We start from the raw sequence: 14,701 nt of genomic DNA, 5'->3' as shown, positions 1-14,701 counted from the left end.
GAGTGTGTAATGAAAGTCAAAGCGTTATGTTTCTTTCTTGTCCTGCTAGTCACTGGTTCCATGAGTGCGATTCATGCAAGTGCAAACGATCAAAAGGTGAAAGAACTGGATATCGGGAAGTCTTTCGATGGTGCGGAAGGTACGATGGTTCTCCAAAACTTAAAAAATGATAAAGTGTTTATCTATAATAAACAGAGAAGTAAAGTGCGCTTCACTCCAGAATCGACATTCAAAGTGGCGAATGCATTAATCGGCTTACAGACAAAGGCTGTAAGCGATGAATATGAAGTGAAGCGCTGGGATGGCGTAATCAGGGAATTTGAGGATTGGAACAGAGATCATACGCTGGCTTCAGGCATGAGGCATTCTGTGATCTGGTATTATCAAGCAATGGCCCGCGATATCGGTGTGGAGGATATGCAGCAATATGTGAATCTGATAGATTATGGCAATCATGATATCTCCGGTGGAATCGATCAGTTCTGGCTGGATAGCTCTATTAAAATATCTGCACAGGAACAAGTCCAATTCATCGAAAACCTTGTAGAAGAAAAACTGCCTATCGATAAACAGCATATGAGAACGGTTAAGAGAATCATGATCAATGAAGAAGCAGACTCATATATCCTCCATGGAAAAACCGGGACACGCCTTTCTGATATGGGATTGGGCTGGTATGTGGGTTACATCGAAACGGACAAAGGCAAATGGGCCTTCGCAACGAACATGGACGGCAGCGGAAGCAAAGCCAAAGCGATTACGCTGAATGCCCTGAAAGAGTTGGATATCATAGAAGAATAAAAGTTCACGCATGCTCTTACTTCTTGGGCATGCGTTTTGCTTTGTCTAAAAAGATATCTTAAACCTTGGCATTGCCTGCTCTGAAGCCTTTTTTTGGTTTGTCCAATCAAAAAAAAGAAAATTCTCATCTAATATAGTATGGATAATATAGAAAGGGGGATTAATAGTGAAATTAACCGAAATCAAGAAATCTTATGATGTAATCATTCCTTGTGGCAGTGCTTGCACTCCCACTTTAAACCTAAGAAGACTTGGTTTAAGAAGATTTTCTTTGCCTCTTGACTGGGTCTATACTGAGTCATTTGCAGAAGTGGCCAGGCTCTATAAAAATCAGTTCAAGGAATATATGGAATTAAAGAATTTGACTTTAGTAGATGGTTCCGGTACTTATTTTGATGATGACGTAGAAATAAATGCCGTAAATACCTATTTGGTCAGAGATAACCATTATAAGGTTACTTCCGTTCACGATTTCCCCATCCTGCCTGATAAAGAATGGTTTGAAACATATCCTGATTTTAAAGAACATTTAGATAAAAGAATAGCAAGATTCAATGATACGATTAACAATAGTGATTCAATCCTATTTATAAGATGGTCAACAAAATATGACCAAGCCTATTTATTTCAACAAACAATGCAGGACATGTTAAAAGAAAAAGAATTTACTGTATTAATATTAATCCCCTCGGTTGATGCCACAAGCATTTCTGAATTAGAATGGAACCTGGAAAAAGTTTGTGCTTTAGAAGTTCCTAACCAAATTTGGGATGAGGCCATTTGGGATCATGTTTTTAGCGGCATACAATTGAATAGTCAGGTTTAATGCTAAGCTAATAACGCTAATGTGTTAACTATTTCAATTTGGACATTCTAGTTATTGTCTTATGTTTTTCATATGGTCATCAATGCCTTTTCGCTTCTCTTTTAGTTCATTAAAGCAAGAATCGTTTTATTTAGGCTATCATAAATCATATTAATCGCCCTGAATTACCTAAAGAAGTTGAAGAGAAAGGCATCTGTCAAAAGCGGATGCCTTTCTCTTCTTTACGGAGTCAGGTTAATCCTATCTCCCGTTTTCTTTTATGTTTTAATAAAGCGGGCTTTGGGACTTGCTTTGATAGTGCCGTACATTCAGCAAATGAAAACTGTTTACACCCTTTACAGCGGTTCTCATCCAGTTTGGATAAAGCTTTATTGATGGCATCACCCGTATTGGAATAGAACTGTTCCTCACCAACCAGTTTAATAAATCCAGTTTTTTTCAGCATTTCTTTAGGTTCCTGTTGAATTCCGGAAATCAACACTTGTCGGTTATGAAACTTGAATTGCTTCACGATGTCGGTGAGAAGTGCTTCTCCTGATGTATCAATAAATGGCACATTGCTCATTCTTAATAGCAGGACTGTTGGTTTAGAGCGCATTATTTCCTCGATTTCTTCTTGCAGTTTTTCGATTGAACCAAAGAATAAAGGTCCTTCTATCGTATAAATGTTAATCTGCGGGCAGCTTGAACCTTGTTGCACCATTTCTGGTTTAACTAGTTTATCAGCTGGATCTGGTAATACCTTTGATAATTTTAATGTACCGCTCATCAGTTTAACGAACGATAGAATGGCTAATAGTAATCCGATCCCTACACCTGTTGTCAGGTCAATCAATACGGTTAACACGAAAGTAACGATCAATACGACCGAGTCCATGGTTTTTGCTTTTAAGATATGCGAAAATTCTTTGCGTTCGCTCATGTTCCAGGCGACAAACATAAGAATGGGGGCCATGCTGGCCAAAGGAATGGCTGAGGCATAAGGAGCCAAGCTGACTAACACGAGCAATACCACCAGCCCATGAATCACACCTGATATAGGGGAGACTGCACCGTTTTTAATATTCGTTGCAGTACGCGCGATGGCGCCTGTAGCCGGAATTCCTCCAAATAAAGGCGTAATCATATTGGTCAAACCTTGCCCCATCAGCTCTTTATTGCTGTTATGTTTACTGTTGGTCATACCATCTGCCACTACAGCGGATAATAGTGATTCAATTCCTCCTAGCATGGCAATGACCAAAGCAGCCGGAAGGAGTTCAATCACCAGACCGCCAGTGATCTGGGGAAACTGAAACTGGGGCAATGCATTAGGAATGGCGCCATAGGCCGAGCCAATTGTCGCTACCTGACCTGGAAAGAATAAGCTGGCGACTAGAGTTGATACAATCAATCCCAGCAATGCTCCAGGAATTTTCGGTACATATTTTGGAGTCAGTATGACGAGAGTTAAACTTATGATAGCTACCAGTACACTATAGATATTCACTGTATTGAAATTCAATAGGATTTCTTTCATATTTAAAAGAAAGGCTTCTTCTTTTTTTAAGTTACTGAGTCCAAAAAAATTGGCAATCTGGCCTGAGAAGATAATCACGGCAATTCCAGCAGTAAAGCCGATGGTAACTGGACGGGGTATAAACTTGATGAATCTTCCTAGTTTGAATACACCCATAAGAAAAATCATGATACCTGCCAGGAAGCCGGCGATTAACAGTTTTTCATATCCGTACTGCATGACCACCCCGAACAGGACCGGGACAAAGGCTCCAGTCGGGCCTGCAATTTGATATTTCGATCCTCCAAAGAGGGAGACCATGATTCCTGCAATAATGGATGTGTACAGTCCGTATTCCGGCCTTACTCCAGAAGCGATGGCAAAAGCCATCGCTAAAGGAATTGCTACAATCCCAACTACCACTCCGGCAACCAGGTCTTTCTGAAAATGTCCTAAGTTATATCCTTCAAGCCTGCTAGAACCTATCATTGTATCGCTCCTTCTTTTGAATATGTATTTCGTCCTTGCTATATCCATCTATGATTCGATCCAATTTACCCGTTTCGGGATGGATGACCATACCGTGAACGGCAATGGATTTCGGTAATAATGGATGATTTTCAATCAAACGGACACTCTTCGTTACACTCTCCTCAACGCATTGAAAACCTGACAGCCACTTTGATAAATCAATACCAGAGTTGGTAAGGATATCAATTTGCTCCTGACTGACTTTCTTCTGCTTTGCGGCATCAAGAAGTGAAGAGGATTGAAGCCCCACCATACCGCATCCGTGATGTCCGATCACACACACTTCCTCCACTTTTAGCTCATAAACAGCCACAAGGATACTGCGCATAATGCTGCCAAAGGGATGAGAAACAATAGCTCCAGCGTTTTTAATGATTTTCGCATCTCCATTTCTTAACCCCATCGCCTTTGGAAGCAATTCCAACAGACGGGTATCCATGCACGTTATGATGACGATCTTTTTATCTGGATACTTTGTCGTTTGAAACTCTTTAAATTTGTTTTGTTCAACAAACGTCTTGTTGTAATCCAGAATACTAGAAATAACTGACATTGTTTATTCTCCTTTCTCATGTTGAAATATGATGGAAATGTTCTATGTACAATAATCCAGATGCCTTTCATAAACGGTCTTATTTGGCTCTGTTTTATCATTTGGTGCTTTATTCCATGTTAGAGATAGTAAATTAGAGTTAAATGATAGAAGGATTAGAAAATGGTGAGAATTATTACAGTTCCTTCTCTTTTTTTTTGCATTTTTCTTACTAAAAAAAGGGTGATGCATAATTAACTATGCATCACCCTTTTTTATGTTTTGTTCCAATTACTATTCGTGGCCATCACTATCATCCACTTCATCATCTTCCCATGTGATTGTTTTTACTTCTTTTGTATAGCCATCCACTTGAACGACTGCGTCTCGATCGTCCTCTAATTCAACTTCGACCAAATAATAAGGTGTCTGATCTGAAGGTTGATAAAATTCTGTATCGTCACCTGTTCCTTTTACGTGTTTTTCGGCAATCGCAATTGCTTCGTTTTCTGTAATGATACTATCTGCCACCATTGTCGAGTCAATTATAGCTCCTGTATATGGGTCGAGGATTAATGTGACTTTTTCCTTATTCTTATTTACCACTGCTTTATAATGGGAGGTTTCTTTCTCCTGTACAAAATCAATTTGTTCCAGATCGCCTTGTGAGGAAATAAGCGCCTTTATTTCGTTTTGGGTCAGTTGCTTTTGGGGTGTTTTTTCCGCCGTTTCTTCAGAATGTGCTATGGTTTCTTTTTTTATAGAAAGAACCTCACCGCTTGTCGCATCCATACTAATAAGATAAACACCGGTTTCAAGCTGCATTTCAATCTTATATTCTTCACCTTCAGTTTTCGTGGTCTTTATAATGGTTCCAGGGTATTTATCCTTTGCTGTCTGGTTCACTTCTTCTTCAGTTAAGCTTTCCGCGGATAATGATGGGGCCCACCATTGAAATCCGACGAATGATAGCAGACCAAAAACGAGAATTGATCCAGCTGTTATCAGCACTTTTCCATTCTTCATCGTATCACCCATTCAACGTCATTCTGGTTTAATTAAATAAAAGAGTAACGTTCGTTCCCCTGCCTTCGAGACTATCCATTTCAATCCGTACATCAATTGCATCCGCAATTTCCTTTGCCACGGAAAGCCCTAAACCTGATCCGCCTTGCTTTCGGCTTCTTGCTTCATCTACACGATAAAAGCGATCGAACACTTTTGGCAATTCAGCCTTTGGAATTCCACTCCCTCTGTCTTCGATGCGGATATATGCTTCCCTACTTGTTTGTCCTATGTAGACCGAGATAGGCTCGTCACTATACTTTCTTGCATTGTCTAAAAAAATAAACAATAGCTGTTTTAACTTTTGAACGTCCGTAACTGCTTCAATTGCATCGCCACTATAAATCTCCACGGTTCGATTGTACGCATTTTTATATACTTTAGCTAAATCCGCCATGATATCGGTCAGATTGACGTTTTCCTTCTCTATATTCCATTTTTCCTGATGCTTAGCAAGCAGGAGCATTTGCTCTGTCATCTCTCTCATTCTAATGGCTTCAGAATGAATGGCCTCTATGGATTCATCAAACAACTCAGGACGCTCCAACCCTTTTCTTTTCAAAAGGCTTGCATAGCTTTCGATGACAGTTAGCGGTGTTTTTAATTCATGTGAGGCATTTGATACGAATTGCTCCTGTTTTTCGAAGTTAGCTTGCAGCAAATCAATCATGTGATTAAAGGTCTTCCCCATTTCCACAAGTTCATCTTTTGCTTTTTCTTCCAGGCTAAGTCGCTTAAATTGGCCGCTTGTTTGAATTTCCTTCATCGTAACAATCATCGATCGAATCGGACGGGCGATGAAGTTACTGAGAATGGTGCTAGATATCAGAACAGGTATCATGGCTATGATGGTTACAGTGATTAATACGATGCGCAGAACAGCGAGCATTTCCTCTGTTGCTGAAATGCTTTTGGTGATTTGAAGATTAACTACACTTCCATCCCCCCAAATGATCGGGTTTGAAACGAATACATACTTGTTCTGATGATAAGTGATGATCGTGCTCTTCTCACCGGGATAAAAGCTGCTATTGCGATTGCTTAATTGTTTCTCAGAATTGGATGTAACAGCTGTACCTTTTCGTTGACCCTCTTTTACAATACCAATCATGCCATCTATAGGCAGATAGGATCGAAGTAAATCATTTGGAGATATATTATTAACATTTTCACTAACATCAAAGGCAATTTTCTCTGTCTCCGCTTTCGCACGATTAAGTTCATTCACCATCATCAGATTACTAAAGACAAAATAAATGGAAACATTCATCAATAGGAGCAGGAAAATGAATAGCACCGCTGTATATAAATTTATTTTCTTGCGAAGTCTCATTTTGCACCCTTCAGGACGTAGCCAACGCCTCTTACAGTATGGATAAGCGGCGTATCAAAGCCATATTCGAGCTTTTTGCGAACATATCGGATATACACATCCACCACGTTTGTTTCTCCATGGAAATCATACCCCCAAACCGCTTCCAGAATTTGATCCCGGTGTAGCACTTGACGCTTATTCTTCAGTAAATAAAGAAGTAAATCATACTCCTTTGGCGTTAGGTCAATTTCGCTTTCACCTCTAATGACTTCACGTGTTTTGACATTCACCTTTAAATCAGCAGTATTCAGCCATCCATCGTATTCAGCTTCCATTGAAGGTGCAGCAGTTCGCATTCTTAAAACCGCACGGATCCGGGCAAGCAATTCCTCAATTTGGAAAGGCTTCGTGATGTAGTCATTCGCACCGCGATCAAGACCGGAAACTTTATCTTCAACCGAGCCCTTTGCCGTTAACAGGATGACAGGGGTGAAATTGTTTTTCGTACGAATTTTCCGAAGCAGCTCGATCCCGCTTATGCCCGGAAGCATCACATCCAATAAGATCAAATCCCACTTTCTTGATTGATAGGCTTCAAGAGCTTCCTTGCCGTCCATTGCCTTCCCGACTTGATAGCCTTCGATTTCAAGCTCCAATTCAAGCAGTCTTAAGATCTTTTCTTCGTCTTCCACGATTAGTACTGATTCATTATTCATTTGGAAGACCTCCTTTTGTGTGGGACTGTCCCCATTTATGTATTCTGTGAAACAAAGATACTACAGATGGAATACGATGAAAATAGTGTATTATGACGAGTTTAATAGGTGTATGATTTGCTTCGGGCGAAGTGTCCCGCTAAAGGTAATTCTGCAAAACAATCTTTCTAAACTATCGAATCAATATAAATAGCCATATTCTTTTACGAAAGAATATAGCTTTATTTATTCACTCTTTTGGCTGATTCACGCAACGCTTTTATGAAAACATCGCGCCCATTTATTGAACAAGGCTTCAATTACTATGCCCTAAATAAACTGGAGACTTTTGAGGATTAACATGCTGAATGATATATTTCCTTAGTTCTTTAGGATATATCCTATACTGAAGTATGTATCCATTCTACCCCTACTTGGTGACTATCTGGATTGGTAGGCGCTTTATAATTTTTCTCCTTTTATTGCCTTGATATCCTCTATGAGCATATCAACATGTTCTTTTTTCGTAGCCCAACTGGTACAAAATCTCACAGCACTGTGTGTAGCATCGACTTTTTCCCAGAAGGAGAAAGAATACTTTTTGCCCAATTCCAAAATTACATCTTCCGGCAAGATGGGAAATTGCTGATTTGATGTGGAATCATATCGTAATGGAAATCCATTTTCAACAAATGCTTCTCGAATCATCATTGACATTTCAACGGCATGATTAGAAATTTCATAGTATAAGCCATCTTCAAATAAGGTTTCAAACTGGATCCCCAATAGTCTCCCTTTAGCCAGCATTCCTCCCTTTTGCTTGATGAAATAGCGGAAATCCTTTTTCAGGGCATCATTCATGATGACTACCGCTTCACCAAACATGGCACCAACTTTCGTTCCCCCTATATAGAACACATCACATAGCCTTGCAACATCTGCCAAGGTTAAAGCGCTGTCTTTCGCAGCCAAGCCATACCCTAATCTAGCGCCATCCAATACCAATGGCAAACCACATTCCCGGCAAACTTCACTTAATGCTTCCAATTCGGCTTTACTATAAGTCGTTCCATTTTCTGTAGGGTTGGAAATGTAAACCAAGCCTGGCTGTACCATATGCTCATGAGTAACATCATTCCAGTGGGCATCATATAATTCTTTCACCTGTCCAGCCTGAATTTTTCCATCATCACTCGGCAAAGTAAGCACTTTATGACCAGTAGCTTCAATCGCCCCTGTTTCATGTACTGCGATATGACCGGTAATTGCAGAAACTGCACCTTGATGCGGCCGCAAAATTGAAGCGATGATCGTTGTATTCGTTTGTGTTCCTCCTACTAAAAAGTGTATATCTGCATTTGCCGCATCACACTCTTTTCGAATGTAGGCTCTCGCTTTTTCACAGTGTTCATCCACTCCATATCCAGGTGTTTGTTCTTCATTGGTTTCAATTAATCGTTTCAGAATTCGCTTATGAGCACCTTCTGTATAATCATTTTCAAAACGTATCATCCTATAATCTCCCCAAACTATCCAATTTCTTCTGAATGAACATCATAGAAGCATGGATTTCTTTTATTTCGTCTTGTGATAATCCTTGGAATAACCTCACTAATTGTTCATCAGATCTTTCATTAAGCTGGTCAAAAAGAGTCAACCCTTCAGGAGTCAGCCGAATCAGACTAGTTCTGTTATCCAAGGTCGAGTTTTCCTTCATAACCAGTCCATCTTTTCTTAACTTATTAATTATTCTGCTCATATAGCTGCGATCAATTTCCAGTTTATCAACTAAATTGTTTGCTATACACTGCTCCATCAAACCGATTTCTAAAATTACCCGTGCCTCAGTGAAAGAATATCCGGTATCCAAAATATGCTTATCCAACACACCAAGTATATTCGTATAAAATCTATTGAATTGCCGGATATCTGCAATGGTATTTTTATTCATTATAGACTTCCTTTTTAGTGGACTTTATCCACTAATATTTTATTTTGATTAGTGGACTTTGTCAACATTTTCAATAAATCTTTGAAGGAACAATACCACTAGTTTAACCATAATCAAAAAATTCACTTTTAGCTTGAACCTGATTTAGTTTATATTCTTAGAAGGACATCCATAAAATTAAAGATTATCGAACACGGGATGAGTTAAGGTGCATAAAATAGGATTGTGATATTTAACTATATTTTTGAAAGGATGTAATATTGTGTATCCTTCTTACACTAACCCACACCAGCTCAAACAAGAGACATTGTCACAGGTTGGCCCTTGGGTACAGTATGGTTTAAACGAAGCCCAAAAAACATCTGTCCCTCATGCAATGATGGAAATTGCAGCTATTGCTTATCTGATGGGTAAAGGATATGATCCAAGGTTGGCGCATCAAATAGTCGAATCATGGGAAGTTAATGAAATGTTTTAACAGCTGTAGACTTGAAATAATGATTAATCAAAATATCCTCTTTAACCCGGATATTGGCGTAATTTAAAAAATCCATTTTGAAAAAAGATTGATCAAAATGGATTTTCTTGTGATTTCTTATTCAGTTTGATAATTTTTAGTGAGCCTTGATGAACTTCGCACCCGTTCGTTGCATAAGAAAACGAGCTGATTGTGACCTTCATAGCTCATTAAAGCTATAAAACCTTTTAGTTGAATTAAACAAATGGCTGTTTTTTCTCCTTTTCAGATTAAGCAAAAAGAAACCCATTCGGCAGCTCTGGATGTTGAAATTGTTTGTTAAAGTACCAAAAAACATATCTTCAAATGAGGAACTCTTTATTTTGCACAAACAATGAAACTATTTAATGAATTCTCCTCACCATTCGAAGTATTCATCAGTTCATAATAACCAGTTATCAACGTTTGTATCATGTTAGGGACTTTGATAAACTCTGCACGGATACTATTTGCATAATTTTTTTCCCATTGACCGTCCTGTAGTAATGTTGCATCGACTGTAAGTTGTTTTATCACTTCAAAATTTGCTTGCCGGAGTAGCTGCTGAATTTGAGTTTTATGAAATAGGTTTTGGATATTTCCATCATTCTTTACGAAGTTTGAATACAATGCCAGAATGGAAGCTGCACAAAAGTGGGAACGTTGAGAGATGCAGGTGAACTCGAGGTCCCAATCAGCAAAACATATATGTTTTGCCAATTTACGAATTTTTTTAAAGTAATTCAATAAATCCTCTGGTTGCTTGAAATACCATGAACAATGGGATAATACCGCCACATCAAATGGTATAGGTGATTCAAAATAATCAAAATCCATTTCAAAATGGAAGTCAATTCGTTCTCCTAATGAAGATTTCTTAATGCGCTCTGTTGCTTGACCTAATGTTAACGGTGCTCCGTAATCGGGACTAGCGATATCCATTGCGACAACACATCCGCTTTCCCCTGCTGCGTCTGCTATAGCAACGGTTGTATCCCCTTGACCACAACCTATTTCTAATACACGCATTCCTTTTTGAATCCCAAATGCCGCTACTAATTCCAAACGGTGCTGGAGCTGAACTTGTTGTATCAAATCATCTTCAAATAATTGATATTCCGCTAAAAAAGATCTTGTTTTTTCGCTCAGTTGAAATGACTTCAAGTATAATTCACCCCGCATTTATTATGTATTGGTACATCAACAATGAAAAAGGCCGCCTAAACAACCTCCATTATTGAAATTACACTTCAAATTCACGAGGCTAATTTTAACATCTTACATGCTTGCGTTTAAAACCAAGCTTTCCTTTACCGACTTCTTTTTGAATACTTTCATAAGCATTTAGAAAACTGCTTTTTTTCTTGTCCCGTTTGACTTCTACTATTCCTATTGCTTTTGCGGTCTCGACTGCCTTTTCATGGAGAGGCACATATGAAATCCCCACGGTGTATAGAAAATTATTCATAGCGGATTTCGTTCTTTCTGGCGAATCGTGAATCGTATTTTTCACAAGGTCAAGCATAGTGGAAATCTTGCTTACTGAAAATTCAACGTCTAGTCGATTCCCTAAAAGCCAACAGTAGCAACTCCAGCCCGCTGACATTCTCAGCTCTTCACCGCTTGCAATCCATTTATCAGAAACTTCTTGTGCAATATCTGACTCTGATAAAGTTACAGCCACTACATAATCGGACAGCATATAAAAATACGCAGCATCCATCCAACGATCATAATCAGACTCAGTCATGGCTTTTGGGTCTGCAATAATGCCTGCAAAGTACATTGCATCATAATTGCCTGTCGAATAAAGCTCTTCAGCTAGATGCTGATTTATTTTTATTTTCCTTACAATTGGTTTCATGGCGCCTGTAGCCACGCCAAAAAGCGGCTCATGCGCACCATTGGATATGTACATTTTTTTAGTTCGTTCCTTGCCAAGGGCTTCAAGCTCCTGCATAACCATTTCTAAATTCATCATTTAGCACTTCCTTCATTATGGAGTTTTCCCCTAATATTTTGCCCATCAAATATATCACCATTATCCTATAACAAACTGCCACTTGTCAGCAAAACTAGCATTTTCGCACATGATGCTATGCAGGGACCCACTTCATGCATGTTGGCACTTCGTTACCGAACTGATGGTAAGAAACAATGCCTTTTGTTACTGTTGCTTATAACGCTTAGAACCATGGGATTTCCTCTTTGTTCTTATTTAACTATACTGCCCCTTTAGCTTCATTAAAAAAAGAGCTGCCGAAGCAACTCCATTATTTGAAGGTTTAAAAAGCTCTTTTTCCCGTACTGTTTCGGTCAATTGTCTTAATTTTTTTTATGAAATAATAATGTTTGTAGAGGGCGAGCACTACCAATAAGATTTTCACTAATAGGATGTCCACATAAAATACAGAAATTACGATGAAGAAATCGGCCATTAAATTGATTCTGATTTTCTCTTTTCGAGTCATACCTTTTTTTTGCAGGAATGCTTCAACGTATTTTTCATATAATGAAGTGCTTTTGAACCAGTTTTCAATCGACTTGGAACTTTTAGCAAAGCAAAAAGCAGCAAATAAGTAAAACGGACCGCCCGGCAGAACTGGTAACACAGTCCCTGCAATACCAATCAAAAGAGATATGGATCCAAGAAGAAAAAATAGGATACTTTTTACTTTTTTAATTGTAATCACCTTTTTATTTATATTCTATTCTCTTATAACGTAAAGAGGAAGTCTAATTGATTAGTATCTTCCCTTTTTCTCCTTGAACTAACCTGACCCTGTTAGTTTCATATGAAACAGGATGCCGCAGCAACCTTCCTTAGTGAAGTGAAGCTCCTGTTAGTTGAACGATTATCATCCTATTTATTACTACAATTCTTCCGAACTGGACACAATAAATTTTAGTGTCATTTTCATATAACAAAAGCCTGTCTAGATGACAGATCTGATTTACTGCTCTTGCACCTACTACTTCAATATAACGTTTGATGGAGTGTCAAAAAATCCCCCTAACAATCACATAGGAATGTACCCTCTTGTTAGATATACAAATATCATAACAGGAATAAAACTAAAGACCATAAATATATTGCTTAAGGTTATTAATCTATTGTTTGAAAAAGACCCTACTATTACTCCAATTGGGTTAAGAACAAATGTCAGCATCCCATAAGATACTTCAATTTTGAAGACCAAATAAGGAATCCAAGAAATAATTCCACAGAGTAAAAGCGTAACAGATAGCCAAAAGTATATCTTCGTTTTTGGATTGGCTTGACTCATATTCCAACGCCTTTCAATATTAATACCCCAATCTTAACATAGTTTCCAAATAAAGTTACCGATTCCCCTGCCCCTTTAACTCCATAAGAAAAAGAGCTGCTAAAGCAACTCCCTTATTTTTGCGTGGGTGATCGAATCCTTCTTGTTTTAGAGCGAGTAACATTCTACGAATTTATACGTTACCCCATTTAAATTTACTACACGGTATACGAAATACTTATGTTTATACGTTTTGTCTATGCTTGAATTAAAGTGTGACAATAATCGGACCATTTTTAGTAAGGATAATCGTATGTTCCAATTGAGCTACAAAACTTTTTTCTGTTGCATAGGTCCAACCATCTTCTTTTTGGTATACTTCTTCTTCAAAGGTTGAGATAAATGGTTCGAATGCGATAACCATCCCTTCCTTTAATAGTTCATTATCCCATAGATCATTATAATTACAAATATGGTCAGGTGCTTCGTGTATACTACGTCCAACGCCATGTCCTGTAAGGTTTTTGATAACAGTGAATCCATGCTGTCCCGCTGTTTCGAATACTGCTTTTCCAATTCTGCTTTTTTTGGAACCGGGTTTTGCTTTCTTAAGACCTGCTTCAAATGCCTTTTTAGCAACGTCGCATAATTTCGTTAATACTTCGTCACCCTCCCCTACTACAAATGAGATTCCTGTATCTGCGAAATAACCGTTCTTTGAAGCAGATACATCTATATTCACTAGATCCCCTTCATGAATAACCCGAAGACCCGGAATACCATGTGCCACTTCTTCATTCGTGCTAATGCAAGTATAGCCCGGAAAATCATATTCACCTTTTGGAGCCGAAACTGCACCTGCCTTTTCTAAAAGTTCTCCGGCTACATCATCAAGTTCTTTGGTCGTAATCCCCGGAATTGTTCTTTGTACCAATTCATCTCTAATCGAGGCAACAATTTTGCCAATTTCCTTCAAACCATTAAAATCTTCTTCTGTTTTTGCAATCATTTTTTCCTACCTCATTATCGTTTAGAGTCTATAATCCATAAGCTAAATAAGTATTAATTGTACCTTTATTTTCTCGCAAAATAAAAGCAATGTAAATGATTTGGAACAATACCTTTTTTTACAAAGTTACCGACGTTCAAAATATATTATCGAGGGTTCCTTCACTAAACAACATGAACAAAGAACAAACAGCACCCTTTAATAAGAAAAAGCTGTCTTGAGGACAGCTCTGAACAGACTATTAAACTGCTTTAATCTTGTTCATCAAGTTCAATAAAATAATGATCCTTACGGTATGACACTGCCTCCATGGTTGCGATCAGGTTTTCCTCATGAAAGACGTCTATTCGATAAAATCCTGTCCGATAGTTTCGTTTGACTTCCGTTGCACGGGCTACTATCTTGTCTCCGGGTTTAGCTGATTCAATAAACTGGATGGTTGTGGAGAGGCCTAATGATGTTTTTCCATAGGCATTACAGGCTACGGAAAAAGCATGATCTGCCACAGCATAAATGACTGCCCCGTGAACAGTTCCATACGCATTTACCATAGTGCTTTGCACTTCTAACGTTGCTTCTGCTAAACCTGCCTCGAATTTCGTTAACTGAATGCCTAACGACAGAGCATACGGATCGTTTTTCACTTGTTCATGTATTTGTTCATAGTGTTTTTCATGTATTTTATCTTCATCAATTTTCTTCTTCACTATTACCTG

Annotated in this window: 15 protein-coding genes; 3 read left to right on the top strand and 12 right to left on the bottom strand. The window is 38.5% G+C overall.

What is annotated here, in order from left to right; translation table 11 throughout:
* Positions 1–9 precede the first annotated feature (9 nt).
* Both blaOXA and MPH60_RS00890 read left to right on the top strand, forming a co-directional pair.
* A complete protein-coding gene (gene blaOXA, locus MPH60_RS00895; protein ID WP_241589325.1) occupies positions 10–801 on the top strand; it encodes a class D beta-lactamase in 792 nt (263 codons plus the stop codon).
* Positions 802–967: 166 nt separating this feature from the next.
* Positions 968–1,627 (top strand): DUF1796 family putative cysteine peptidase, encoded by a 660-nt coding sequence (locus MPH60_RS00890; RefSeq protein ID WP_241589326.1) that lies wholly within the window; start codon positions 968–970, stop codon positions 1,625–1,627.
* A 229-nt stretch (positions 1,628–1,856) separates the two neighbouring features.
* Here MPH60_RS00890 and MPH60_RS00885 read toward each other — a convergent pair whose 3' ends face one another.
* The 7 genes from MPH60_RS00885 to MPH60_RS00855 form a co-directional block, all read right to left on the bottom strand.
* Positions 1,857–3,614 carry a SulP family inorganic anion transporter gene (locus tag MPH60_RS00885; protein WP_241589327.1) on the bottom strand — a complete coding sequence of 586 codons (1,758 nt, stop codon included), beginning with the start codon at positions 3,612–3,614 and terminating at the stop codon, positions 1,857–1,859.
* Positions 3,601–4,209: a beta-class carbonic anhydrase gene (locus MPH60_RS00880; protein ID WP_241589328.1), complete on the bottom strand. Its 609-nt coding sequence runs from the start codon at positions 4,207–4,209 to the stop codon at positions 3,601–3,603. Before MPH60_RS00880 ends, MPH60_RS00885 begins: the two co-directional genes overlap by 14 nt.
* Positions 4,210–4,482: 273 nt before the next feature.
* Positions 4,483–5,214 carry a PepSY domain-containing protein gene (locus MPH60_RS00875; RefSeq protein ID WP_241589329.1) on the bottom strand — a complete coding sequence of 244 codons (732 nt, stop codon included), beginning with the start codon at positions 5,212–5,214 and terminating at the stop codon, positions 4,483–4,485.
* A 28-nt stretch (positions 5,215–5,242) separates the two neighbouring features.
* On the bottom strand, positions 5,243–6,586 hold the full coding sequence (locus tag MPH60_RS00870) for a sensor histidine kinase (RefSeq protein WP_241589330.1): 1,344 nt from the start codon (positions 6,584–6,586) through the stop codon (positions 5,243–5,245).
* The gene (locus MPH60_RS00865) at positions 6,583–7,284 is read right to left on the bottom strand and encodes a response regulator transcription factor (protein ID WP_241589331.1); all 702 of its coding nucleotides are present in this window, start codon (positions 7,282–7,284) and stop codon (positions 6,583–6,585) included. Before MPH60_RS00865 ends, MPH60_RS00870 begins: the two co-directional genes overlap by 4 nt.
* 441 nt (positions 7,285–7,725) lie before the next feature.
* Entirely contained in the window at positions 7,726–8,775 is a 1,050-nt protein-coding gene (locus MPH60_RS00860) for a threonine aldolase family protein (protein ID WP_241589332.1), read from the bottom strand.
* Between the two features lies 1 nt (position 8,776).
* Complete coding sequence (locus MPH60_RS00855) at positions 8,777–9,214, bottom strand: MarR family winged helix-turn-helix transcriptional regulator (protein ID WP_241589333.1); 438 nt, start codon at positions 9,212–9,214, stop codon at positions 8,777–8,779.
* Positions 9,215–9,476: 262 nt separating this feature from the next.
* Between MPH60_RS00855 and MPH60_RS00850 the strand changes: the two genes are divergently transcribed.
* On the top strand, positions 9,477–9,692 hold the full coding sequence (locus MPH60_RS00850; RefSeq protein WP_101223304.1) for a hypothetical protein: 216 nt from the start codon (positions 9,477–9,479) through the stop codon (positions 9,690–9,692).
* Positions 9,693–10,049: 357 nt separating this feature from the next.
* Here the strand turns inward: MPH60_RS00850 and MPH60_RS00845 are convergent, their stop codons facing one another.
* From MPH60_RS00845 to MPH60_RS00825, 5 genes are all read right to left on the bottom strand, one after another.
* A complete protein-coding gene (locus MPH60_RS00845) occupies positions 10,050–10,874 on the bottom strand; it encodes an SAM-dependent methyltransferase (protein ID WP_241589334.1) in 825 nt (274 codons plus the stop codon).
* 106 nt (positions 10,875–10,980) lie between these two features.
* Positions 10,981–11,688, bottom strand: a complete 708-nt coding sequence (locus tag MPH60_RS00840) for a DNA alkylation repair protein (protein WP_241589417.1) — start codon at positions 11,686–11,688, stop codon at positions 10,981–10,983.
* Positions 11,689–11,995: 307 nt separating this feature from the next.
* Positions 11,996–12,403, bottom strand: a complete 408-nt coding sequence (locus MPH60_RS00835; protein ID WP_336275376.1) for a YbaN family protein — start codon at positions 12,401–12,403, stop codon at positions 11,996–11,998.
* A gap of 841 nt (positions 12,404–13,244) precedes the next feature.
* Entirely contained in the window at positions 13,245–13,985 is a 741-nt protein-coding gene (gene map / locus MPH60_RS00830; protein WP_241589336.1) for a type I methionyl aminopeptidase, read from the bottom strand.
* A 251-nt stretch (positions 13,986–14,236) separates the two neighbouring features.
* On the bottom strand, positions 14,237–14,692 hold the full coding sequence (locus MPH60_RS00825; protein WP_241589337.1) for a PaaI family thioesterase: 456 nt from the start codon (positions 14,690–14,692) through the stop codon (positions 14,237–14,239).
* Positions 14,693–14,701: the final 9 nt, after the last annotated feature.

It is taken from the genome of Peribacillus sp. Aquil_B1, from assembly GCF_022603275.1.
Classification (GTDB): domain Bacteria; phylum Bacillota; class Bacilli; order Bacillales; family DSM-1321; genus Peribacillus.
The sequence above is the reverse complement of the archived record's forward strand: the minus strand, read 5'-3'. Positions and strand labels throughout refer to the sequence as shown.